This is a genomic window from Vreelandella lionensis, assembly GCF_044543515.1.
Lineage (GTDB): Bacteria > Pseudomonadota > Gammaproteobacteria > Pseudomonadales > Halomonadaceae > Vreelandella > Vreelandella lionensis.
Genome location: NZ_JBITWC010000023.1, coordinates 1 through 23,534 on the forward strand (window position 1 = coordinate 1; position 23,534 = coordinate 23,534).

Sequence of the window (23,534 nt, forward strand, 5' to 3'; positions counted from 1 at the left end):
TAGACGAGAACGGTCATACCCGCGTGCTGTTCGGACACGACCACAAAAATATGCGGTTAGAAAAATGCCAGTCAGGCTTAACTGACTGGCATTACACCGTGAGGTGGGTTTTTTGTCATCTAAGAAGCTAAGCGTTTTCTGCGTTGGACAGCAGCGCTTACCTGTCTTAGGAGGCGTTGCGGTGCGGCAGATCAGACTGCGCAATCTGGTCATTGTTGCTGTTTGAGTGATGCGCTTCAGAGCTAGGCTCGATAACGGTGTTTTTAGCAGCATCACCGTTCACACGCGTCAGATCAGCGGGCGTCAGGTTTAAGCTTTCTGTGCTGTGGTTCACAGAAGAGCTGGCATGAACGATTTCATTGAGCTCAGCAGAGCCTTGTTCGGCTAGAGCCGCTGTAGAGGTCAATGTTAGGGCGATAGCGGAAATAAGGGTCAATTTTTTCATGGGTCATACTCTCTATAAATAGTGGATTCGTTTAAAAGCGTTGTGATGTGTCGTGTCAGAACGTGCGCTAATAATAAGCGCGCTAAACAAATAGTAAAATTGATTAAAATTGCTGGGTTTGTTCGATTTTTTAAACTTTCGTCTAAGATGCTAGGCTTGGAACATGTCGTGGAGAATTTGTGAAGAAGCATCAGAATCATTAGCGACATAACCAATGGTTTTTACGAACGATGTATTCTGCTTTTTTCAGCAGAGTTTTTGCCGGTGAAACGGTATGCTCATTACGAAACGAGCGGGCAGACCCTTGCGGGCAGTTTTATACGGGGAATCAAGGATGTTGCGGAACACACGCAGCGGTTGGGGTGTCATTAGTATTCTTTTTCACTGGCTCAGTGCCCTGACGATCATTGGGTTGTTTATTTTGGGCTGGTGGATGACCGGATTGGGTTATTACGATCCTTGGTATAACCAAGGCCCCTGGGCTCATCGCTCGATAGGTATTTTGTTACTACTGGCGACCGTAGGCCGCTTAATATGGCGTTTTGCACAGCCCACGCCTGCGGGAGAAGGCAGCCGCTTAGAGCAAGCTGCTGCTCACCTGGGCCATATAGCGCTTTATGTACTATTACTGCTTGTGTTGACCAGTGGGTATTTGATTTCCACAGCGAATGGCCGCGGTATTAGCGTGTTTGGATGGTTTGAGATTCCTGCGGTGCTGCACGATCTGCCGAATCAGGCAAGCCTTGCGGGGGAGGTTCATTGGTATAGCGCGATTGCGCTAATGCTGTTGGCGGGTGGTCATGCCCTGGCAGCGTTAGTACATCACTACCGGTATCGTCATACAACGCTGAGTCGGATGGTAAACCCCCGCTATAGCCGAACCAGCCTCTGATTGCTGGGTGACAATTTTTGAACGCTGTCGGGTAAGGTAGAGGCAACGCCGACAGTGCCCATAAAGGAAAGAAAGGAGATGGAAATAATGATGAAGAAAAGCGTAATGGCAGTGGCCGTAGCGGCAGCGGCGATGGTTCCTTTGAGCCAAGCACAGGCAGCGGACTACCAGATTGATACGGAAGGCCAGCACGCCTTCGTTCAATTCAAAATTAACCACCTGGGCTTCTCCTACATCCTGGGCAGCTTTGAAGAGTTCGACGGCCAGTTCTCTTACGATGCTGACGATCTGGACGCTTCTTCTGTCGAAATGGAAGTTCAAATTGATAGTCTGACCAGTAATCATGCTGAGCGTGACCGTCACATCTTGAGTGGTGACTTCCTGAATGCCAGCGAATTCCCCACGGCGACGTTTACTTCTACCGGTTTTGAATCTACCGGCGACAATGAAGGCGTTGTGACCGGTGAGCTAACGCTGCATGGTCAGACTCAAGAGATCGAAATGCCGGTAACGCTGATGGGGGAAGGTGAAGATCCCTGGGGCAATTACCGTGCAGGTTTTGAAGGCAGCACGATGCTTACCCTCGGCGATTTCGGTATTAACATGAGCGATTTCCCGGAAGCTATGCACGAAGTTGAGCTGTACGTGACGTTTGAAGGTATTCGCCAGTAAGCGATACGGTTTAAAAACGCCGCCACCCTAACGGGTGGTGGCGTTTTTTGCGTTTAGTATTCCTACATTTATGACGCTAAGGAGTCAGTTTTTGGCAGCTGTCATGCAACAACGCGAGTTGGCGATAACCCTATGGCGGCAAACGTGGCCGATGGCCATTGGCGTGCTGGCGCTATTGGGTTTTCAGCTTGTGGACAGTGCGTTTATCGCACGTTTAGGCACTGCGCCGCTGGCGGCTCAGTCGTTTACCTTTCCTCTGTCGTTTTTGATCATTGGTATACAGGTGGGAATGGGCATTGCCATCGCCGCGCTGATTTCCAGAGCATTAGGAGCAGGAGAGCAGGCGAGGGCCAAGCGGCTCTCAAGTCTAGTGCTGATTGCTGGTGGGGCGGTGATTGCCGTACTGGCAGTGGCGTTATGGCTGCTTCAGGTGCCGCTCTTTCAGCTGTTGGGGGCGGACGAAACGGCGCTGACGTATATTCGTGCCTACTGGGGGCCTCAGCTATTTTCTGCCTGGTTAGGGGCGCTGCTTTACTTTATGTATAGCGTTTTTCGTGCTCACGGTGATACACGCATGCCCGGCAAGATGATGGTGCTCAGTAGCCTGATCAACCTAGCGCTCGATCCGCTGTTTATTTTTGGTGTAGGTGGCTGGGAAGGTTGGGGGCTTCCGGGGGCAGCGTGGGCGACTGCCGTGGCGTTTTCCGTTGGGCTGTTGCTAACAGGGGCTAAATTGCGGCGCTGTCAGTGGGCGACAATGGATGATATTGGGCAAGAAGCTGTGCGCTCATGGCGGCCTTTTACAGGCATTGCCGCTCCCGCGATGGTCAGCCAGTTAATGCCGCCGCTGGCGGCAATGCTTGCCATTGCCGCAGTGGCGGGCTTAGGCGACACCCAAGTAGCGGCGTGGGGGTTAGCGAGTCGCCTTGAGACGCTATCGTTGATGGTGATTCTTGCCATGACCATGTCACTCCCCCCTTGGCTGGGGCGCTGTTATGGCGCGGGGGATTGGGGGCAAATTCAGCAGCTTATGCGCCTAGCATTAAAAGTGGCCGTGATCTGGCAGCTAAGCCTTGGCGTGCTGCTGGCGTTAGCGTCGCCGTGGGTGGCCATGGCCTTGGCAGGCAATCCAGAGGTGCAGAGTGAACTTGCTCTGCTGATTCGCTTTATGCTGCCAAGCTATGCGGCGCTTGGTGTCTGTATGCTGGTCGTATCGGCGGGTAATGCGCTGGGGTGGCCGCTTAGGGCAATGCTGCTTTCCAGTGCGCGGCTGTTTATCTGCTACTTGCCCTGTTTATGGCTAGGGGCAGAGCTATTTGGCTGGACGGGCCTCGCTGCTGGTGCAGCTATCGGCAACCTACTGGCCGGGCTAACGGCGTGGGTCTTGCTGAAGCGTATCCTCTCCCGCCCGCATCGGCAGGCGGGAGCGTCAGGCTAGCTTAGCGTTTATGGGGGGCTTCTTGGAACGAGAAGTACGTAAACAGCAGGGCCATGGCTAAGTAGCCCATCACAAATTCCGGCGCGGCGTTAAAAGCGAGTTTGGGCGCATGCATTAAGCCGACAAACGAGAAGCCTGCGGCTATCACAGCAAACGCGGCTGCTCGTCGGAATTGGTGATCAAGCACAGACACTGTCATGGCACCCAAGAAAATGGCCATAAACATAGCGCCTTGCCCCATCACCACAATTGCGCTGGAGATATCGCTCACAACTTCGCCTGCGGCTCGGTTAAAGCGCGTCATTACATAGTTGGCAAAGTAGGGCAGCATTGCCAGGGCAATGGCGGGGTAGTAGCGGGTATCGTTAGCTTGGAACGCCGTGGCAATCATCGACATGCCCACAAATACCAGAATGGGGGCAACGACGGAGACCGGAATAATGGCGGCCAGGGCGGCAATCAGCCCAAACATGGTGGCCAGTGCATAGACGGCACCGTTGAGCAGGCTGTAACCGCGACCCGCGCCCATCCATTTCGCGCCCACCGTAGCGATATAAACCGTCGTTGGAAACACCCCACCAAACAGCGCGCCGATCATGGTGCCTACTCCGTCTACCGCTTGGCATTCACGCACGTCGTATTTGTCCCCTGCGGCTTCCATTGCCTCGACATTGTTCATAGTTTCGATGGCGTTATAGAGAGTAATCGGTAGCACGACGGTGAGCACGGCCAGCATACCGGTAAACAGCAGGCCTAGCCCTTCAAACCAGGCGAGGTTAGGTAGCAGCGGGTAAAAGCCCAAATGAGTGAAGGCATCGCTGAATCGCTCGCTACCCGCATCGCCAATCAGATAGGCCATGGCGGTGCCAACGACAATGGCAAACAGTGAGGTGGGCAGCTTGAAGGGCATGCTAACCCGGGCAACCAAACCGACAATAATAATACCCAGTACCAACAAGCCGATGACGGGCATTTCCAGCGTTTTGAACAGCATTTCACCGGCAATAAACGTCAGCGCTACGCCCGCGACTGCCCCCAACATGGCGGCACGGGGGAGGTGATATTGCACCCAGCGGCCAATCACGCTAATCACGGCTTCAATAGCACCGCTGATAAAGCAGGCGGCCACGGCTACTTTCCAGGCCAGTTCCGCGTCTCCAGTCAGCTGTTTGGCAGGGAGTAATACGCCGAAGAGGAAAACAAACATCACCGGGGTAGAGATGCCGTAAGAGAGTGCGGTGACGTCGCTACGGTTCTCTTTGCGAGCAAGTCTTGCGGCACTCCAAGCGTAATAAAAATTGCCTACCATCACCGCAACTGCGGCGCCGGGGAGTACTTGGCCGTAAACAATTGAGGTGGGGAACCCCATGCCTAACATCGTAATCGCGATGATAACGAAGTTGGCAATATTGTTTTGAAAGAGCGCGAAGAAGGCGTCGGTATCTTCTTTTTTGTACCACGGGTAGTGAGTGTTGGCAGCCGCCATGTTAGGCCTCTTGGTTATGGTGTGTTGTATACAAGGCAGCGCTGAGTGTGCCGAAAATTTGACTAATCGGTCAAGCGTTGCTTTGCAACGAGCGCCGCGCGGGCGCCCCAGGCTCTGGCGGCGAACGCGCAATTGTACACAACATTTGCCAAGGGGTTGATAATCTTATGGCTTTTCGAAATAGCCAGTTGTTACCAACAAAAACGCCCAGGCGCTTGGCCTGGGCGTGGATAGCGTATGCTGTTGGTTAGTCGTTAACCGCAGCAATGGCTTTGGCGAGGTAGGGCAGATTTTCATGGGAGAAGCCTGCTACGTTCGCGCGGCCAGAGCGCACCATATAGATGCCGAACTCGTCGCGCAGACGATCTACCTGTTCCGGCGTGAGGCCGGTGTAAGAGAACATGCCGCGCTGCTCGGCAACGCAAGCGTACTTCTCATCCAGGCCGTAAGGCTTCAGGGCTTCGACGAAGTCACGACGCAGCGTGTTGATCCGGTCACGCATTTCGGTCAGCTCTTCGCGCCACATGGCAGAAAGCTCTGCATCATGCAAAATCTCGCTGACAATCGCACCGCCGTGGGCTGGCGGGTTAGAGTAGTTTTCACGGGCGACAATAGCCACCTGGGAGCGAACGTTCTCCATCTGCTCGGCGTTTTTAGCGACCAGAATCAAGCAGCCCGTGCGCTCACAGTAAATACCAAAGTTCTTGGAGCAGGAACTGGTGATGATCACTTCATCCAGGTTCTCAGCTAGCAGGCGAACGCCATAGGCGTCTTCATCAAGGCCTTCACCGAAACCTTGGTAAGCGAAGTCGACGAGTGGCAACAACTGGCGCTCTTTCAGTACCGCCAGCACTTCTTGCCACTGTTGTTGAGAAAGATCAAAACCGGTCGGGTTGTGGCAGCAGGCATGCAATACTACTACATCGCCTTCGGGGATCTTTTTCAGCGCGGCCAACATACCATCAAAATCTAAACGGTTGTCGGCATCTACATAGGGGTACTTATGCAGTTCAATGCCGGCAGCGGTGAAAATACCGTGGTGGTTCGGCCAAGTGGGGTCGCTTACCCAAATGCCTTTACCTGGCAGTTGGCTGGCAATAAAGTCGGCTGCCAGACGTAAGGCACCGGTGCCGCCAGGGGACTGGGTAGCGCTGGCGCGGTTGGCTTTTAGCACTGCAGAGTCAGCGCCCAATACCATCGGCAGAACGACATCGCCATAAGCGGGTGCACCGTGAGAGCCAATGTAGGTTTTGGTGGTTTCATTCTTGAGCAGGCGAGCTTCTGCTTCCTTGACGGCGCGCATGACCGGCGTGTTGCCAGCGGCGTCGCGGTATACACCAACACCAAGGTCCACTTTCTGCGGGTTGGTATCTTTTTTGAAAGCTTCGATCAGCCCGAGAATGGCATCTCCAGGGACTCGCTCAATTTGCTCAAACATTTATTCGGCTACCTCGTCGGTTCTGGCGGCAAGAATGAAGTCATTAAGATGCAGGCCGTTTATTTTATGGGACCACCACGTCACCGTGGTTTTGCCCCATTCGGTCACCAATACTGGGTGATGGCCAGCCTGCTCTGCGACATCACCAACACGCTGGCTAAACGCTAGCGCATCAGCAAAATTACGAAACGTAAATTGTCTCGTCAGCTTCATGATGCCATCGTGCTCGATAATCTGCCACTCTGGAAGCGCCTTAAGATGCGCTTGGCATACGTCATAAGAGAGCGGTATAGCGCTACCACTGCAGGGTTCGCACTGCGACTGAGCAAGAGATGTCATGGTGTTAGCCTCCAAGGTTGACTCATCTATCAGGGTAGAAGGCAGACACAATCACGACCAACATCCTTTGCACTATATAACGCTCGATCGGCCCGTTCGATCAGGCTCACCAGTGGCTCTCCGCAACGATATTCAGCCACACCAATGCTGAGTGTGACGTTACCCTGGCCAATGCCAAAATCGTAGTCTGCAATGGTGTGGCGTAAACGGTCGGCAAGCTTATGGCATTGCTGCAGCGAGGTAAGCGGCAGCACTACCATAAACTCTTCACCCCCTAGCCTTGCCACCATATCTTCACAGCGAAGCAGTGACTGCGTCACATCGGCTAGCTGTGCCAGAACGCTATCACCTTGTAGATGACCCCAGCGGTCGTTGAGCCGTTTGAAGTGGTCGATATCGATCATCATGATCGAAAGCGGCGTACCGTGGCGTGTGCTCAGCGATGTGAGGTGGGTTAATTGCCCCATCAGTTTGCGCCGATTAGGTAGGCCGGTCAGCGGGTCGGTATCGCTTAGTTTGCGCAAGCGAAGCTCTTCCAGCACTTGGTCAGTAATATCCAGCATAATGCCGTTCCAGCGTACCCCCGACTCCATTGGCTCGGGGTTAGCGCTAACGGCGATCCAGTGCGGTTTTGCTTTAGGAAAGGGCAGCCTGAAACGCGTATTTAACGGCAGCATCCAGCGCGCGGAGCGCTCAATGGCTGACATCACCTTAGGGTGATCATTACCTGTCAACTGTTCGATTAGTTGGCTTGCATTGGTCGCTAGCTGCTGTCTGTCAACATAAGCAAGCGCCATGCCGCCGCCCTCTAGGTAAGGGAAGTGCATATGGCCGCTATGGGAGCGATAGAATTGAAAAAGCACCCCAGGGATATGTGGAACTAAGGTATCAGCACTTTGAGGAATGGCTACAGGAGGTACAGGTGCATCATTCACGGGCATGCGTGAATCTCCAATTTTATGCCTGTTGTAATTTAGCCGTGAAGATTAGCGGTAAAATCGTAAACAATATGTAAGCTTTTGCTGACAATTCATCTTTTTTTAATATTTTTTGGTAATTAAAAATTGCTTATCTATTCCATTTTTGTTGTTTTGCCGTAAAAATGACAAAAGTTGGGGCGGATTATGCTTTTTATTCTTTTTTGAAATATTAAAAAATATTTTAATTCTATTTGGTGGTCGCTTTGGTTACGCAGAAATTACATACGGGCGCCGTTACGGCAACAGCATCTGAAGCGACGCCGCGTTCCCAGGGGCGCGTTAGCTTGGTAGGGGCTGGCCCAGGAGACCCTGATTTATTAACGTTAAAGGCTTACAAACGACTTTTGAGTGCGGAAGTCGTGTTGTATGACCGCTTGGTTAGCGATGAAATTTTGGCACTGTTACCCGCAGAGACCGCGCGCTACTACGTGGGCAAAGCGCGCTCCTCCCATAGCGTCCCGCAGGAGGATATCAATCAATCGCTGGTAGAGTGGGCTAGGCAAGGAAAGCAGGTGGTACGCCTGAAAGGCGGTGACCCATTCATTTTTGGGCGCGGTGGTGAAGAGCTTGAGACGCTGGTCGCCGCTAATGTGCCCGTTGAGGTAGTGCCTGGCATTACCGCCGCTTCCGGATGTGCAGCTTATGCGGGCATTCCGTTGACGCATCGCGACCATGCGCAGTCGGTGCGGTTTGTGACCGGCCATCTTCAGCATGGCGAATTTACCCTAGATTGGCCCACCTTAGCTCAGCCTGGCCAAACGCTGGTGTTTTATATGGGGTTGAGCAATCTCACGTTGATCTGTCAGAAACTGATTGCCCATGGTTTAAACCCAGCAACACCTCTTGCACTGATTGAGCAAGGCACTACACAACAGCAACGAACCCACATAGGCACACTACAGCATTTGCCGGATGGCTTTTTAGCAGGTGACATTAAGCCACCCACGCTGTTAATAATTGGTAGCGTGGTATCGCTGCACCGGACGCTTTCATGGTTTGAGACTGATAGCGGAACAGCAGTTGGTTTTTCAGAGGGTAAGCATGCACGTTTAACAGATGGTTGAGCGTTTTGAGAGCCAAGCCGGGTGGCGTTATGTAATTGTCTGTGTATGCTAGTAAAGAACACTTTTAAAAAACGATCATTCACTTATCGTGCTACTTGCCACTAACGCTGCTAACGCCAGCAGCCAAGCAAAAAGAGGGACGCAGCATGTCAGAAGAAAACCGTTCAGATCAGTACACGCCAGGCCACAAGCCGGATATGAAAACGCTGTTTAAGGATAACCGGGTCAAAGGTATTGCCGGTATTGCAGCCATTGCGGTGATCTGGGCCATTATGGCGCAATCCAATTCAGGCACCCACCAGGAGCGTGTAGAGGCGCTCGAAGGGCAGCTCGCCAGCGTTGAGCAAGAGAATACTGAGCTCAGCCAGCGCCTGTCGGAAGTAGAGCAGGCCGAAGCTGATTTGACCGCCATGCGCGATGAAATGGCGTCTTTAGAGCAGCAGCAAGCAGAGGCAACTGCCAGCCTTGAGTCTGCTCAGGGAGATGTCAGCAGCGTACAGTCTCGTCTTGAAGAGTTAGAAAGCCAGCGTGAAACGCTGCAGCAGGAAGTCACTGCGTTGGAAGAGCAGCTTGCCAGCACCGAAAGCGAGTTGCAGTCGCTTCGTGAAGAGCGTGAGCAAGTGGTAAGTGAGCGCGATGAGGCGGAGGCGTCGCTTCAGCAGGTTGAAGAAGCTCGTCAAAGTGCCGAGGACGCTCGTCAGCAGGCAGAGTCTGCTCGTCAGGAAGCTGAAGAGCAGCGTCAGCAGGCTGTTGAAGAGCTAGGCGCCGCTGAAACCAAGCTAAGCGATCTTGAAACCCAAGTGACGGATGCCAATGAGCGCTTAGCGACGCTTGAAGAGGAAATTGCTGCCCAGGAGAGCGAGCTGCAAACCCTGCAGGATGAGCGCGATAACGTGGTGGAAGAGCGTGACTCGCTGCAATCAGAAGTGGACTCTTTAACTCAGCTGCGCGAAGAAGAACAGCAAAGCCTAGAGCAGGTTCGCACTGAAATGGACGACCTGATGGTGGCACTGGATATCGGTCGCGATGAAGTGGCTAAGGTCGAGAGCGATATCGAGAGCCGTGAAGAGCAGCTGGCACGTTTAGAAACACAGTTGAGCGAGTGGCGCGATGAACTCTCTACGCTGGATGAGCGTTTAAACGTAGAAGATGCTGCCTCTGGTGAGGTGCCCAGCCTAACGGGTGAACAGCAAAACCAACAAGATCAGCAAAATCAGGAAGGCCAGGACGAAGGCCAGGACCAAGAAGATAGCGCTGGTGATGACAGCAATGCAGAGAGCGAAGATGCCCAAGCGGCTGAAGAGAGCCAGCAAAGCAGCAACTAAGCACGGCGCCGTGGCTTCCGGGAGTTGATAACTCCTTTAGCGGATGTGGGGTTTCCCACATCCGCTTTTGTTTGTTGGTTTAGAAATAGACCGCTGAGGAGTATCATTCACGCCATGTTCACGATAAACAAACAACGGGAGTGCCATTGATGGATGGTGTAAAACATATTGTGGCAGTGGCATCCGGCAAAGGTGGCGTTGGTAAATCCACCGTGACCGTCAATTTAGCGCTGGCTCTGTCTGCACAGGGCTATCGTGTAGGCGTTTTGGATGCAGATATTTATGGCCCCAGCCAGGCACAAATGCTGGGTGTAGAAGAGGGTGTGCGTCCTCAGGCGGCGGCAGATAATAAGTTTCTGCCGTTGGAAGCCCACGGTATTCAGGCCATGTCGATGGCGTTTATGGTTAACACGCGGGATGCCATGGTGTGGCGTGGCCCGATGGTAGTGGGTGCGTTTCAACAAATGCTGACCCAAACTCAGTGGGATAATCTGGATTTTCTGCTGATCGATATGCCGCCGGGCACGGGTGACATCCAGCTAACGCTGGCGCAGAAAGTGCCGGTATCTGGTGCTGTGATCGTCACGACACCGCAGGACATCGCGCTATTGGATGCCCGTAAAGGCATCGAAATGTTCCGCAAAGTGAACGTGCCTGTGCTGGGCGTGGTGGAGAACATGAGCCTGTACCACTGCGAGAAGTGCGGCCATGAAGCCGCGATTTTTGGCACTGGCGGTGGCGACCGTATTGCGGAGGAGTACGACACTACCGTGTTGGGACGTTTGCCGCTGACCCTGTCGATTCGCGAGCTGGCAGATTCTGGACGCCCAAGCGTGGTTTCCGAGCCAGACAGTGCCGTTAGCCGTACCTTTGCCGAGATTGCCAGCCAAGTAGCGCAGTCCGTCAGTGCTAGCCAAAGCGGCGGCCCTACGATTTCTTTTAGCGAGTGATGAAGTAACCGATGAGCATTAAATCAGACAAGTGGATTCGCCGGATGGCGCAAAGCGATGCCATGATCGAGCCTTTCGAGGCAGAGCAGGTGCGCTATGTGAACGACCAGCGGGTGATCTCCTATGGCACTTCCAGCTACGGCTACGATGTACGCTGCGCCGATGAGTTTAAGGTATTTACCAACATTCACTCGGCGATTGTTGACCCTAAAGCCTTCGACGACAAAAGCTTTGTCGATGTGAAGGGCGATGTTTGCATCATTCCGCCAAACTCTTTTGCGCTGGCGCGGACGGTGGAGTATTTCCGCATTCCGCGTAATGTGCTGACCATTTGTCTGGGCAAATCCACCTACGCGCGCTGTGGCATCATCGTCAACGTGACGCCGCTGGAGCCTGAGTGGGAAGGGCACGTGACGCTGGAATTCTCCAACACCACCAACCTGCCCGCGAAGATCTATGCCCATGAAGGCGTCGCCCAGATGCTCTTCCTGGAGTCGGATGAGGTGTGTGAAACCTCTTATAAAGATAGGGGTGGTAAGTACATGGGCCAACGTGGCGTGACGTTGCCGCGTACCTAATACGCCTTCTGTGCTACTAAAAAAGCCTTGCCGCATCACTGCGGCAAGGCTTTTTTGTAACGGAGGCTCTTCTGAGAAATTAGGCGTCGTCGATCTCTTCATCCAGCTCTTCAGCGGCATCCGCATGGGAGAGGCGCATGCCGTACGGCGGAAGCGGGTGGCCGTCCATGGTGGCACCCTCTGCGTTGTACTGCAGGCGTCCTTCCAGGAACCACTGCACCGCAATCGGGAAGATCAGGTGCTCGCGCGCGTGGACTTTCTCCTTTAGCGTCTCCACCGTGTCATCTGAGCTAACCTGCAGCTCCGCTTGCAGCACAACGGGGCCGCCATCGAGCTCTTCAGTGACAAAGTGTACGCTGCAGCCGTGGTGCGAGGCGCCATCAGCTAATGCACGTGCATGGGTGTTCAAGCCCTGGTAAGCCGGCAGCAGTGAGGGGTGAATATTAAGCATCCGCCCCAAGAAACGCTGTACAAAACGCGGTGTTAGAATGCGCATAAAGCCCGCTAGAACGATAACGTCTGGCTCGTGGCGTTCTATCACCTTGATCAGCGCGCCATCGTAAGCATCGCGGCTATCATATTCACGATGGGGAAGTACTACCGCTTCGATGCCAGCTTCATGGGCACGTTTCAAGCCATAGGCATCGGGCTCGTTGGAGATCACTGCAACGATCTCACCGCCCAAGCGGTCATGCTGCTGAGCATCAATGAGCGCCTGTAGATTACTGCCGCTGCCAGAGATCAGTACCACCACGCGGCGTGCGCCCACAGGATCAGGAGTCATGCCGTTTAGGGTGTCGCTGCTGTAGTCGGTGCTGCTCATGCGTTGTGGCTCGCTTGGGCGTGGTCGAGTACGACCGCCTCGTCCTGGCGCTGAATAATCTGACCGATTTGATAAACGGTCTCGCCCTGGGCCTCAAGGTGCGCTTTAGCGTTCGCTGCCTGCTCTGCGGGCACCACGATGACCATACCAATACCGCAGTTCAGCACGCGGTGCATTTCGGTTTCGTTGACGTTGCCTTTGGCCTGCAGCCAGTTAAACACTTCAGGGCGCTGCCAGCTGGTGAGGTCAATGTGTGCTGCCAGGGTGTTTGGTAGAACGCGGGGGATATTTTCCAGCAGGCCGCCGCCAGTAATGTGCGAAAGGGCATGTACGGGAATGTCGGTGCCGCGCATCATGGAGAGCAGTGATTTTACATAGATGCGCGTAGGGGCCATCAAGGCATCGCCTAGTGGCTTGCCGTCAACGGTTTCTTCCAGGGAAGCATTGCTGACTTCAAGAATTTTACGAATCAGCGAGTAGCCGTTGGAGTGGGGGCCAGAGGAGGCCAGACCGAGCAGCACATCGCCTTCGGCCACCTTGCTGCCGTCGAGAATCTCTGACTTTTCTACGACGCCAACGCAGAAGCCAGCCAGGTCGTAGTCGCTGCCTTCGTACATGCCGGGCATTTCTGCGGTTTCACCACCTACCAGTGCGCAGCCTGCTAGCTCGCAGCCAGCGCCAATACCGGTCACTACGTCGGCAGCAATATCCACATCTAGTTTGCCCGTGGCATAGTAGTCCAGGAAAAGTAGCGGCTCGGCACCCGCCACGATCAAGTCATTCACACACATGGCTACCAGGTCGATGCCGATAGTGTCATGCTTGCCAAGATCCATTGCCAGACGCAGTTTAGTGCCCACCCCGTCTGTGCCTGAGACGAGTACCGGCTGTTTATAACCCGCGGGCAGCTCGCACAGTGCGCCGAAACCGCCAAGGCCACCCATCACTTCAGGGCGTGATGTGCGCTTGGCAACGTGCTTGATACGATCAACAAGGGCGTTGCCGGCATCAATATCGACGCCTGCGTCTTTGTAGCTGAGAGAGGGAGTAGCCTGGGAGGGAGAGGTCTCGGTCATGACAGGTCCTGTGAAGCCTATGCAAAGCTGCAATGCGATTGTGCTGGCAAGTAGCCAGTGCCGGAGCAATAACGGGGTGCGATTGTATCACTCAGCGACGTAAGTCGCATCGATGTGACGCGTTATCAGGTGCGCTGCGGGCAACTTTTGTTACTATTCAAGCATTACCGCTGACCGTATATCCAGGAAGGAGCGTGGAATGAGAAACTCAAGGTGGGGAATTGCGCTACTTGTCGCGCTGGTTGGCACGGTTTACTTTCTCGATGCAGTACTGATGCCCTTTATTGCTGGGTTGATATTGGCGTACTTGGCCGACCCATTGACCAATTATTTCCAACGCCTGGGAATGAAGCGTACTTGTGCAGTCAGCAGCGTGTTTTTAGTCCTGATGATTGTTCTGGCCCTGAGCTTACTTATTCTTATTCCGCTGGTGGTGCAACAGATTAAGCAACTGGGCGAAGCGCTCCCGGGCGTGCTTAACTGGATTGAAGGCGTATTGGCTCCACAGGTGCAAGAGTGGACGGGCTATGACCTCGCCTCCGAGCTGAGCAATGTACGTGAAACGCTGGTTGAAAACTGGCGTGATGCGGGTAGTCACGTTGCCCAGGCGTTAGGCCAGATTGGCCGCTCGGGCATGGCGTTTGTCTCTTGGGTCACCTATGTAGCGCTGATTCCTGTGGTGACGTTTTATTTGCTGCTGGATTGGGAGCGCATGCTTAACAATATGGCGAATCTAGTACCTCGCCAGTGGGTGGACGATACGTTTCGCTTGGCACGTCGCTGTGATGAGGTATTAGCCTCGTTTTTACGCGGTCAACTGCTGGTCATGCTTTGCTTGGGTATTATCTACGCAGTGGGTTTAACCCTGTTGGGGCTTAACTTTGGCCTGCTGATTGGCGTGCTCTCTGGGCTAGTGAGCATCGTGCCGTTTTTAGGTTTTATCGTCGGACTAGTAATTGCTCTGGTGGTGGCACTGTTTCAGTTTGATACTTGGTGGGCGCTACTAGGCGTCATTGCCGTGTTTGGTCTGGGGCAAGTGGCTGAAAGCGTGGTGCTGCAGCCGAAGCTATTAGGCGATAAGATTGGCCTGCATCCGGTAGCAGTTATTTTTGCCGTACTGGCGGGTGGGCATCTCTTTGGTTTAACTGGGGTGTTGTTAGCGCTTCCGGCGGCGGCGGTGATTATGGTGCTGCTGCGAGAAGTAAAAGATCGTTATAAAAATAGTGCGCTGTATGATGCACGGTCAGAACCATTAGAACAGCAAACACAGCATGATGAGCTGGGTCGCGACGACAAAAGGGAGTCATCATGAGCCGAGTACCGGCACAGCTACCGCTTGGGGTAGGGCTGCGCGACGATGCTACGTTTAATAATTACTACGCATCCAGTGCCAATGCTTCGTTGGTAGACCACTTAAGCCATCAGCTAATGGCTGGCTCAGAGCCGTTTCTTTATCTATGGGGCGCACCGGGCAGTGGCCGTAGCCATCTTTTGCAAGCGGCCTGCCATGCGGCCTCTGATCAAGACAAACGAGCGCTCTATTTACCTCTGGCTGATTTAGGTCATTTCCCCCCGCTGATGCTAGAGGATATTGAGCGTCTTGATTTAGTCGCGATTGATGACCTTGAGTATGTGATAGGCCGTAAGCGCTGGGAGGAAGCGCTATTTCACGCGTTTAATCGCTTACGGGATGCGGGCAAAGCATTACTGATTGCCGCCAATAAGCCTCCACGCCACTTGGAAGTAGCCCTACCGGATTTGGCATCGCGTCTTGCCTGGGGGGTAACGTTTCATCTACATCCTATGGATGATAGTGATCGCTTGGCCGCCTTAAAGCTGCGTGCGAATGTCCGCGGGATGCAACTACCGGATGACGTTGGGCGCTACATTATGCATCGTGGTCCAAGGGAGCTAGGGGAGCTGTGTCGAGCGCTGGAAACGTTGGATCAAGCGTCACTCTCTGCGAAACGCAAACTCACCATTCCTTTCGTGAAATCCGCGCTTAATTGGTAAAACGCCCCTGCCAGAGAACTGGCAAGGGCGTCATCTAACCGCTTTTAAGTTGCTGAATCGCTTTCGCGATCAGTTCAATATTAGGCAGTTTTGCTCATTTTGCTGGCAGTAGCTTGTGCCTGCTTAACGTTATCTTCCGTCAGCTTTTGGCTCTTCTGCAAGAAGTCCTGCTGCAGTGATACCACTTTGTCTGCATCACCTTTCACGCGCTCAGCCAGCTCTTTGGCTACTTTCTGCTGGCCTTCCATGTAGCTGCGCAGGCTCTCAGCGTCTTTAACGCTCATCAGCTGGCGCATTTGTGCAATGCCGGTATCAACATAGGCTTTGTTAGCGTCTAGCTGAGCGTTTAGCAGTTTTTCAGAATAGTCGATGCTGAGGCTCATGTAGGCGCGTGCCGGAGCCATAAACAGGTTATCGAACTGCTGAGTCATTTCATTGGTGTTAAAGGTACGCATAATCAACACTCCTGTGCCATTGCTAAGGTCTGTGGGCTGCTAAGCTAAACCCAAGACGATTCGTTTATCAGCGACGGCGAGCTAAGGAATGCACCGTTACTGATCTGGGTTATCTTGCATTGCAGCATAGCAAGTGGTTTTGTGCAGTGCAACAATTTGGGCAAAATAAACCTTGAGCACGTGACCAGTCAGCTTGGTGGTTTACCAAGCCGGGCGGGGTGGCTAGGCTGAAGCGTAGAGAGAATCGTTATCAATGGAGTGGTGTTAGTTCAAATGCCGCTGATGACTTAACAGGAGTGTGGAATGGATACGCGTATTGAACGAGATAGCATGGGAGAGCTTGAGGTACCGGCAAAGGCGCTTTACGGTGCCCAAACCCAGCGTGCCATTAATAATTTTCCCGTCTCAGGCACGCCCATGCCGGTGGCATTTGTGCATGCCGTGGCACGCATTAAGCTAGCGGCTGCTCGTAGCAATCACCAGCTAGGACTATTAGATGCCGAGCGCGCGCAGGCTATCGAAAAAGCCGCACAAGCGGTGATTGATGGCCAGCATGACGACCATTTCCCCATTGACGTTTTCCAGACTGGCTCGGGCACCTCCACCAATATGAACGTGAATGAGGTGCTGGCGACGTTGGCTAGCCGTGAAGGAGTCGAGGTGGCGCCCAACGATCACGTTAATATGGGGCAATCGAGTAACGACGTCATTCCCACTGCGATCCATCTCTCCGCCGCTATCGCCGTGAATGAGTCGCTGAGGCCTGCATTAGTCGCACTACAAGCGACCATTGATCGCCGTGCTGACGAACTCAGCCATGTCGTTAAAACCGGGCGTACCCATTTGATGGACGCTATGCCTTTGCGGATGGATCAAGAGTTAGGGGCGTGGTCTAGCCAGGTGGGGCAAGCCATTGAGCGCTTTGACAGTGCGATGGTGCGGTTATGCCGCCTTGCCCAGGGTGGAACTGCAGTGGGTACGGGGATTAACGCGCCAGAGGGCTTTGCTGACTTAATGGCGAAAGAACTGAGCCAACAAACGGGCCTCTCTTTTGTTCCTAACGATAGCTTCTTTGCCAGCTTGGCTTCGCAAGACGCTGCGGTGGAATTATCCGGCCAGCTGAAAGGCTTCGCCTGCGTGGTGATGAAGATCGCCAACGACCTACGCTGGATGAACTCGGGGCCGCTGGCCGGGCTGGGTGAAATTGAGCTTGAAGCGCTGCAGCCGGGTAGCTCTATTATGCCGGGCAAAGTCAACCCGGTGATTCCCGAGTCGGCGGCACAGGCGGCGGCGCAGGTGATGGGGTTAGATACGGCGATCACAGTGGCGGGGCAGAGCGGCAATTTCCAGCTTAACGTTATGCTGCCGCTGGTGGCGTCTAATCTGCTCACGTCAATTACTCTGATGAGTAATACCGCCAAGCTGTTGGCTGAGCGTGCTATCGCAACTTTCAAAGTGCGTGAAGATAACCTGCAGGTGCCGCTGGCGCGTAACCCGATTTTGGTGACCGCGCTGAACAGTGTGATTGGCTACAACGCGGCCGCCGCGATTGCTAAAAAGGCATATCAAGCAGGACGGCCGATTATCGATGTCGCGGAAGAGGAGACTGACCTGGACCGCGCCACCCTAGAGCGCCTGCTTGATCCCACCGTATTAACGCAAGGCGGTGTGCCCGAGTAACCTATTCCATCCTATGCCTAGCGATTGGGTAAAACGGTTAAGTTTGCTGCGTCTCCGTTTTGCTCTTTTCAATGGTTTCGCTGGCTTCCTGGCGCTCTTCTTGACTGGCTTCTGGTGTTTCATGCTCGTTCTGGCGAGTAGGGCGATAGCAGAGTGTGGCCAGAATAGGGAAATGGTCAGACCCAAAGGCATCCAAGCGCTGCATACTGTCCAGCGTAAAGTGCTCACTGACAAAGACGTGATCTAACGGCCAGCGCAGGACCGGGTAGTTAGCGTGAAACGTGCTGAACATGCCCCGGCCACGACGAGGGTCAAGCATGCCGCTGATGCGGCAGAAGCGTCGGGTGGTGCGCGACCAAGCAACATCGTTTAGATCGCCTGCGACCAGAGTGGCAGAAGGGTGGCGATGAATTTCCTTACCAACTAACAGTAGTTCAGCATCGCGCCAGAGCGACTTCTCGCTTTCACTGGGTGCTGGCGGACGCGGGTGAAGAGCGTATAGGCGGATTCGGTCGCCGCTTTCCAGCGTGACATAGGTATGGATAGAGGGGATGTCATCCTGAATCAGCCACTTTACCTCGGTCTCGCTGAGGGTTAGTCGCGAGTACATATGCATGCCGTAAAGATTATCGAGCGGAATTTTGACGCTATTAGGCCACTTATCCTCTAACGCTTGATCCAGTTGATCCTGCCACCACTGGTCCGACTCCAGCGTTAGCACAATATCGGGCTGGTATTGCTCAATCATACTGAGCAATTTATCCGCCTTGCGATTCGGAGTAAGCACATTGGCGATCAGCAGGGTGATTTTTTGATTGCTTGGCGCCTCATGGGTCGATTTCACTTGAACGGGCCAGAGACGCGTCCAAGGGATGATGTAACGCAGCTGTATCAGCAGGGTAAGCAGCGATAAGCCTGTCGATGCCATTCGCCATTTACCTGGCTCCAGCAGCATCCAGCTTGCTAGCGCACATACCCCAGCGAGTAAGGCAATCTGCAGGCGGGGAAACTCAAAACTGCGTATCCACCACCAGCGCAATCTTATGCGAGCAATTAACGTGGAAAGTAGCAGTAAAACGGCGATGCATCCTAGCAAAGGCCCTAGCAAAACTTACCTCCTTATTTCACGGGCGATCAGTATTAATCTATGTCCAGCTTAGTCCTTAGGTTTGATAAGTGTCGACATTATTCATAGAAACAGCGATAAGGTACTCGCTGGTAAGGGTATGAAGAATAAAAACTACTTGCAATTCAGCTATGAAGCCGTAGAATACGCATCCGTTGCACAGCAGGACCATAGCTCAGTTGGTTAGAGCGCCACGTTGACATCGTGGAGGTCGGCGGTTCAAATCCGCCTGGTCCTACCAAATTTCATATGTGCAAACCCTTTCTAGGACCATAGCTCAGTTGGTTAGAGCGCCACGTTGACATCGTGGAGGTCGGCGGTTCAAATCCGCCTGGTCCTACCAAATTTCAAAAGCCCCGCTCAATGAGCGGGGCTTTTTTGTGCGTGCGCGCCTGGCTTGCCCGGCCTTGAATCAAAGAAAGTGGGGCAGGTCTGTCTGGCGCATGAATGTAGCAACCAGTGCCTCGATGCCGGCTTGGTCTTCTTGACTAAAGCGCGCATGTTGCGGGCTGTCGATATCCAGAACACCCCAGACAAAGCCATCTGTCACGATAGGAATCACCAGTTCAGAGTTCGAGTTTGCATCGCAGGCGATGTGGTCTGCAAGGGCGTGCACATCGTCGACCCTTTGGGTGGCTTGCTCGCGTGCTGCTGCGCCACATACCCCTTTGCTAAACGGGATGGGGTGGCAGGCAGGCTTGCCCTGGAAAGGGCCCAGGCAGAGCACCTGCGCTTCGCGCTGAAGATAAAAACCGATCCAGTTCAGCTCGCTGAGCTCCTGCTGAATAAACGCGCAGGTTTGAGCGCTATTGGTTAGCCAGTCGCGGGTATCCAGCAGAGCCTCTAACTGGCGGTTTAACAGCGTGTAATCGGTGGTCGACATACCCTCTCCTTTGGTGAAAACGCATCAGGCCAGCCTCTCGGCTGGCCTGATAGTACTAGCTTAAGATCGTGCTTGAACGAGCGGTGGGGAAGATTACTCTTCAATCCAGCCCGGTACCGCTGCGCCTTTGAACAGCTCTTCGGCTTTTTCAATGACTTCGTCACGCTGGTAGGCGTCTACCAGTTGGCGAATCTCTTCACGCTCTTCATCGCCACCGCGCACGGCAATCAGGTTCACATAAGGAGACTCTGGGCCTTCTTTGATCAGCGCGTCGTCAAGGCTTAAGCCGGCCGGCTGGGCAAAGGTGTTGTTGATGAAAGCCATGTCCACGTCGGGAAGGACGCGGGGAAGCTGGGCGGCTTCGATTTCGCGGAAGCGGAAGTCGCGCGGGTTTTCGGCGATATCAATCGGCGTCGCTTCCAGGAAGGTCGGATCGTTCAGGGTGATCAGGCCTTCATTGTGCATCAGAATCAGCGCACGGCCTTCGTTAGAAGGGTCGTTCGGCAGCGCGATTTGCGCGCCGTCCGGCAGCTCATCAATGCTGTCGTACTTTTCAGAGTAAGCGCCGATGGGATACACGAAGGTGTAACCGGCAATGGCAAAGTCGTAGCCGCGGTCATTCACCATCGCCTGCATGTAGGGCTCGTGCTGGTAGGCGTTGGCATCCAGGCTGCCATCGGCCAGTGCGGCATTCGGCGTTACGTAGTCAGTGAACTCGATGATTTCGACGTTCAGGTCGTACTCTTCTTTGGCAATGCGAGCGGCGACTTCCATCACTTCGGTTTCAGGACCAGCTACGGTGCCCATTTTAATGGTACGGGTTTCCGCATTGGCAACGTTGATGGCAAGTGCAAGCGCGGTCAGGCTGCCGATAATGACTTTTTGCATGGCGTTACTCCAGTGTCGTTATGCATCGTGGTGCAATGATGAGGGAATAAGAAACGCAAGTCTAATGCGTTTTTGTTATATTTAGCTATGTCGATGAAAGGCGCTGGCTATGACTATTTACGGTCGCTTTTGCGCACTAAATAGTCGCCTAGGCTTTGGAATCCTTGTACCAGCACCACTAGAATCACCACAGTGATTAGCATGATGGTTGGGTTGAAGCGGTTGTAGCCATAGCGAATGCCAAGGTCGCCAAGGCCGCCGCCGCCTACTGCGCCTGCCATGGCTGAGTAGCTCACCAGAGTGACGAGCGTAATGGTGAGGCCAGTAGTAATGCCGCCGCGAGCTTCGGGAATCAGTACCTTGGTAATAATTTGCCAAGGCGTCGCACCCATGGATTGTGCCGATTCAATTAACCCTGGAGAAATCTCGTTGAGCGCGCCTTCAATGAGGCGAGCCACAAACGGAATTGCCGCAATGGTCAGCGGTACGGAGGCGGCGTTGATGCCGATAGACGTACCTACCAGCATGCGGGTGAAGGGGATGATGGCCACCATCAAAATGATGAAGGGAATTGAGCGGCCAATATTGGTAATGATACCCAACACTTGGTTAAGCACCGGCATCGCCAGAATTTGCCGCGGGCGGGTGACATAAAGCATTACGCCCAGCGGCAGGCCAAGCAGTGTAGCGATGACGCCGGACACTGCCACCATATAAAGGGTATCCAGCGTGGCCTGTAAAATAAGATCAAACATTGCGCTGGACATGGCCGAGTACCTCCACCTGTAGTTGATGCGCTTCTAAATAGGACATGGCTTGCTGGGTTTGCTCATGGCTGCCCAGTAATTCGGCAATCATTAGGCCAAGCGTGCGGTCCTGAATGGACTCGACTTTGGCCTGCAAAATGCTGACATCGACGCTGCACTCACGCGCCAAGCGAGAAATGAGCGGCGTGGAGACAGCATCGCCTGAGAAAGTCAGCCGCACCACCGGATGTGTATGTTCGCTGGGGCTCTCTTCCAGGCGTTCCAAAAGCTCTTTGGGAGGACTGAGCTGTAGAAAGTCGTTCAAAAAGTCGCGGCCAAGCTGGGTGGCTGGCGCAGTAAAGAAGTCGCCGACTTCCGCGTCTTCTACCAGCTTGCCGTCAGAGATCAGGCTTACCCGATGGCAAATCGATTTCACCACTTCCATTTCGTGGGTAATCAGCAGAATGGTAATCCCCAACTGATGGTTGATATCCCTGAGGAGTTCAAGGATTGAACTGGTCGTTTGCGGGTCGAGGGCTGAAGTCGCTTCGTCGCATAGCAGCACGTTGGGCTTGCTGGCCAGGGCGCGGGCAATGGCCACGCGCTGTTTTTGGCCGCCGGAAAGCTGGGCAGGGTACTGCTTCGCTTTATCGGCTAAGCCCACCATCTCCAATAGCGGTAAAACACGATTTTTGATAGCGCTGCGCTTTTCGCCCATCAGCTCCAGGGGAAGGGCGACATTATCAAACACGGTCCGCGTGGTGAGCAGGTTAAAGTGCTGAAAAATCATACCAATACGATGGCGAGCATGGTTGAGCTCACGACGGCGTAGACCGGTCATTTCTTGACCATCCACCAAAACGCTACCGCTAGTGGGGCGTTCTAGCAGATTGACGCAGCGAATGAGCGTCGATTTGCCCGCACCGGACAGACCAATCACGCCGTGTATCGTGCCTTTGGGAATCGTTAAATTAACATTCTGAAGAGCATGGACGGCGCTGTCGCCGCTGCCATAGGTTTTACTAACGTTGCTAAGTTCAATCATAGCGTCTGCCTTAATGGTAGGCCGAAGACGGAGTGCGAGGGGGCAAGCGTAGGGCGGGGAACAAAAAAAGGCCACCCTTGCGGGTGGCCATCAACGCTGGACACACCCTTTTAGCTGCACTTCACCCCGCCAAAGGCCAGGTGGACGCCCGCAATCTGGGTACAAATCGGCGTCATTACATTTGCGGCGAAAGTCTAAAGAGTGGCGAATGGGTTGTCAATTAAATCCGTTCTATTTCATGTTTTTAAGTTAATATAAAGGTTTATTTTCTTTTTAATTGATAATTTTTGGTTTTTGTTGCTGTTTTGGGGTGATTGAACTGCTTGCTAACAGCAAAAAAGCCATGATCAATAAGCGTCTGCTAACCACTGGCTGCACAAGGTTGGGTCATTAGTAGTAAGCTTGCGCGAGTTTTTATGGTCTACGCCATCCTACTAACCTGAGATTGAAAGGAAGGGCCAATGTTTACTGGCATTGTTCAAGGTATCGCAGAGGTCGTTGAGGTGCATGAACTAGAGGAGTTCCGCACTCATGTGGTTGCTCTGCCAGAGAGTATGCGTAGCGGGTTAGAGATTGGTGCATCAGTGGCACATAACGGCGTTTGCCTGACGGTAACGGCGATAGATGGTGAGCGCGTTAGCTTTGACCTGATGCGCGAAACGCTGAGATTGACCAATCTTGGTGCAATTACGCCAGGCCAATGCGTCAATATAGAGCGCGCAGCTCGTTTTGGGGATGAAATTGGCGGGCACTCCATGTCAGGCCACATTATTTGTATGGCGAAGGTAGTGGCTATTGAAGAAGCTCCTAATAACCGTCGGCTCTGGTTTGCGTTGCCTGATAAAGCGGCCAAGTTTGTGTTTGAAAAAGGCTATATTGGCGTCGACGGTATCAGCCTCACCGTTGGCGATGTACGCCCATCTGCCGATGGGGTAGGGGTGGAGTTCAGTGTTAATCTCATCCCTGAAACATTGTCACGCACGATGTTAGATAGCCGTTTGATGAATGACTGGGTCAATATTGAAATTGACCCGCAGACTCAAGTGATTGTTGAGACGGTGGAGCGGGTTCTGGCGAGCCGCCAATAGTGGAAAATCTTGGCTCTTTGTTGACCAATCGGTTAGCTCATGGCCTGAAGTTTGCTAATAAATTAGGTATGAGGCTTCTCCTCAACTTAGCCAGCCGCACTTGA

General features: G+C 53.5%; 24 protein-coding genes and 2 tRNA genes. 13 read left to right on the plus strand and 13 right to left on the minus strand.

The genetic code is table 11. The annotated features are described in order from the left end of the window. Nucleotides 1–166 precede the first annotated feature (166 nt). Nucleotides 167–445 (minus strand): hypothetical protein, encoded by a 279-nt coding sequence (locus ACIGG6_RS14095; protein ID WP_253503593.1) that lies wholly within the window; start codon nt 443–445, stop codon nt 167–169. A gap of 334 nt (nt 446–779) precedes the next feature. Between ACIGG6_RS14095 and ACIGG6_RS14100 the strand changes: the two genes are divergently transcribed. The 3 genes from ACIGG6_RS14100 (at nt 780) to ACIGG6_RS14110 (ending at nt 3,447) form a co-directional block, all read left to right on the plus strand. Continuing rightward, nucleotides 780–1,337: a cytochrome b gene (locus tag ACIGG6_RS14100; protein ID WP_083026435.1), complete on the plus strand. Its 558-nt coding sequence runs from the start codon at nt 780–782 to the stop codon at nt 1,335–1,337. 87 nt (nt 1,338–1,424) lie between these two features. Next, a complete protein-coding gene (locus ACIGG6_RS14105; protein ID WP_399845226.1) occupies nt 1,425–2,009 on the plus strand; it encodes a YceI family protein in 585 nt (194 codons plus the stop codon). Between the two features lie 103 nt (nt 2,010–2,112). Next, the gene (locus ACIGG6_RS14110; RefSeq protein ID WP_392567155.1) at nt 2,113–3,447 is read left to right on the plus strand and encodes an MATE family efflux transporter; all 1,335 of its coding nucleotides are present in this window, start codon (nt 2,113–2,115) and stop codon (nt 3,445–3,447) included. Nucleotide 3,448: 1 nt separating this feature from the next. On the opposite strand, the gene ACIGG6_RS14115 is transcribed toward ACIGG6_RS14110, so the two are convergent. From ACIGG6_RS14115 to ACIGG6_RS14130, 4 genes are all read right to left on the minus strand, one after another. Continuing rightward, complete coding sequence (locus ACIGG6_RS14115; RefSeq protein WP_399845228.1) at nt 3,449–4,933, minus strand: NCS2 family permease; 1,485 nt, start codon at nt 4,931–4,933, stop codon at nt 3,449–3,451. A gap of 247 nt (nt 4,934–5,180) precedes the next feature. Further along, complete coding sequence (locus ACIGG6_RS14120; protein ID WP_399845230.1) at nt 5,181–6,371, minus strand: amino acid aminotransferase; 1,191 nt, start codon at nt 6,369–6,371, stop codon at nt 5,181–5,183. After that, nucleotides 6,372–6,710, minus strand: a complete 339-nt coding sequence (locus ACIGG6_RS14125) for a 4a-hydroxytetrahydrobiopterin dehydratase (protein WP_083026445.1) — start codon at nt 6,708–6,710, stop codon at nt 6,372–6,374. A 29-nt stretch (nt 6,711–6,739) separates the two neighbouring features. After that, on the minus strand, nt 6,740–7,651 hold the full coding sequence (locus ACIGG6_RS14130) for a GGDEF domain-containing protein (RefSeq protein WP_399845232.1): 912 nt from the start codon (nt 7,649–7,651) through the stop codon (nt 6,740–6,742). 242 nt (nt 7,652–7,893) lie between these two features. Here ACIGG6_RS14130 and cobA point away from each other — a divergent pair, with 242 nt between their 5' ends. The 4 genes from cobA (at nt 7,894) to dcd (ending at nt 11,607) form a co-directional block, all read left to right on the plus strand. Then, nucleotides 7,894–8,754 carry a uroporphyrinogen-III C-methyltransferase gene (gene cobA, locus ACIGG6_RS14135; protein WP_399845233.1) on the plus strand — a complete coding sequence of 287 codons (861 nt, stop codon included), beginning with the start codon at nt 7,894–7,896 and terminating at the stop codon, nt 8,752–8,754. 146 nt (nt 8,755–8,900) lie between these two features. Beyond that, nucleotides 8,901–10,079, plus strand: a complete 1,179-nt coding sequence (locus ACIGG6_RS14140; RefSeq protein ID WP_253503604.1) for a coiled-coil domain-containing protein — start codon at nt 8,901–8,903, stop codon at nt 10,077–10,079. Between the two features lie 149 nt (nt 10,080–10,228). After that, nucleotides 10,229–11,029 (plus strand): iron-sulfur cluster carrier protein ApbC, encoded by an 801-nt coding sequence (apbC, locus tag ACIGG6_RS14145; protein ID WP_052509914.1) that lies wholly within the window; start codon nt 10,229–10,231, stop codon nt 11,027–11,029. Between the two features lie 11 nt (nt 11,030–11,040). Next, nucleotides 11,041–11,607, plus strand: a complete 567-nt coding sequence (dcd, locus tag ACIGG6_RS14150; RefSeq protein WP_044628317.1) for a dCTP deaminase — start codon at nt 11,041–11,043, stop codon at nt 11,605–11,607. Between the two features lie 79 nt (nt 11,608–11,686). Here the strand turns inward: dcd and purN are convergent, their stop codons facing one another. Then, complete coding sequence (gene purN, locus ACIGG6_RS14155; protein ID WP_399845236.1) at nt 11,687–12,430, minus strand: phosphoribosylglycinamide formyltransferase; 744 nt, start codon at nt 12,428–12,430, stop codon at nt 11,687–11,689. Beyond that, nucleotides 12,427–13,506: a phosphoribosylformylglycinamidine cyclo-ligase gene (gene purM / locus ACIGG6_RS14160; RefSeq protein WP_273681968.1), complete on the minus strand. Its 1,080-nt coding sequence runs from the start codon at nt 13,504–13,506 to the stop codon at nt 12,427–12,429. Before purM ends, purN begins: the two co-directional genes overlap by 4 nt. Before the next feature lie 199 nt (nt 13,507–13,705). On the opposite strand from purM, the gene ACIGG6_RS14165 reads away from it, so the two are divergent. Together ACIGG6_RS14165 and hda are read left to right on the plus strand one after the other, a co-directional pair. Further along, entirely contained in the window at nt 13,706–14,818 is a 1,113-nt protein-coding gene (locus tag ACIGG6_RS14165) for an AI-2E family transporter (protein WP_399845237.1), read from the plus strand. After that, nucleotides 14,815–15,519 (plus strand): DnaA regulatory inactivator Hda, encoded by a 705-nt coding sequence (hda, locus tag ACIGG6_RS14170; RefSeq protein WP_399845239.1) that lies wholly within the window; start codon nt 14,815–14,817, stop codon nt 15,517–15,519. The genes ACIGG6_RS14165 and hda overlap by 4 nt, the downstream gene beginning before the upstream one ends. Nucleotides 15,520–15,599: 80 nt before the next feature. Here the strand turns inward: hda and ACIGG6_RS14175 are convergent, their stop codons facing one another. Beyond that, complete coding sequence (locus ACIGG6_RS14175; protein WP_399845241.1) at nt 15,600–15,974, minus strand: phasin family protein; 375 nt, start codon at nt 15,972–15,974, stop codon at nt 15,600–15,602. Between the two features lie 303 nt (nt 15,975–16,277). Here ACIGG6_RS14175 and ACIGG6_RS14180 point away from each other — a divergent pair, with 303 nt between their 5' ends. Next, nucleotides 16,278–17,654, plus strand: a complete 1,377-nt coding sequence (locus ACIGG6_RS14180; protein WP_399845242.1) for a class II fumarate hydratase — start codon at nt 16,278–16,280, stop codon at nt 17,652–17,654. A gap of 37 nt (nt 17,655–17,691) precedes the next feature. Here the strand turns inward: ACIGG6_RS14180 and ACIGG6_RS14185 are convergent, their stop codons facing one another. Continuing rightward, a complete protein-coding gene (locus ACIGG6_RS14185) occupies nt 17,692–18,762 on the minus strand; it encodes an endonuclease/exonuclease/phosphatase family protein (protein WP_399845244.1) in 1,071 nt (356 codons plus the stop codon). Between the two features lie 182 nt (nt 18,763–18,944). Between ACIGG6_RS14185 and ACIGG6_RS14190 the strand changes: the two genes are divergently transcribed. Together ACIGG6_RS14190 and ACIGG6_RS14195 are read left to right on the plus strand one after the other, a co-directional pair. Further along, a tRNA-Val gene (locus ACIGG6_RS14190) sits at nt 18,945–19,021 on the plus strand. Between the two features lie 25 nt (nt 19,022–19,046). After that, nucleotides 19,047–19,123: transfer RNA gene (locus ACIGG6_RS14195), tRNA-Val, on the plus strand. 69 nt (nt 19,124–19,192) lie between these two features. On the opposite strand, the gene ACIGG6_RS14200 is transcribed toward ACIGG6_RS14195, so the two are convergent. From ACIGG6_RS14200 to ACIGG6_RS14215, 4 genes are all read right to left on the minus strand, one after another. Then, complete coding sequence (locus ACIGG6_RS14200; protein ID WP_399845247.1) at nt 19,193–19,663, minus strand: GAF domain-containing protein; 471 nt, start codon at nt 19,661–19,663, stop codon at nt 19,193–19,195. A gap of 93 nt (nt 19,664–19,756) precedes the next feature. Further along, the gene (locus ACIGG6_RS14205; protein ID WP_399845249.1) at nt 19,757–20,551 is read right to left on the minus strand and encodes a MetQ/NlpA family ABC transporter substrate-binding protein; all 795 of its coding nucleotides are present in this window, start codon (nt 20,549–20,551) and stop codon (nt 19,757–19,759) included. A gap of 113 nt (nt 20,552–20,664) precedes the next feature. Continuing rightward, nucleotides 20,665–21,318 carry a methionine ABC transporter permease gene (locus ACIGG6_RS14210; RefSeq protein ID WP_399845250.1) on the minus strand — a complete coding sequence of 218 codons (654 nt, stop codon included), beginning with the start codon at nt 21,316–21,318 and terminating at the stop codon, nt 20,665–20,667. Beyond that, on the minus strand, nt 21,299–22,342 hold the full coding sequence (locus tag ACIGG6_RS14215; RefSeq protein ID WP_253506098.1) for a methionine ABC transporter ATP-binding protein: 1,044 nt from the start codon (nt 22,340–22,342) through the stop codon (nt 21,299–21,301). The genes ACIGG6_RS14210 and ACIGG6_RS14215 overlap by 20 nt, the downstream gene beginning before the upstream one ends. A gap of 461 nt (nt 22,343–22,803) precedes the next feature. Between ACIGG6_RS14215 and ACIGG6_RS14220 the strand changes: the two genes are divergently transcribed. Then, nucleotides 22,804–23,430: a riboflavin synthase subunit alpha gene (locus ACIGG6_RS14220; RefSeq protein ID WP_399845252.1), complete on the plus strand. Its 627-nt coding sequence runs from the start codon at nt 22,804–22,806 to the stop codon at nt 23,428–23,430. The last annotated feature ends 104 nt before the right edge of the window (nt 23,431–23,534 follow it).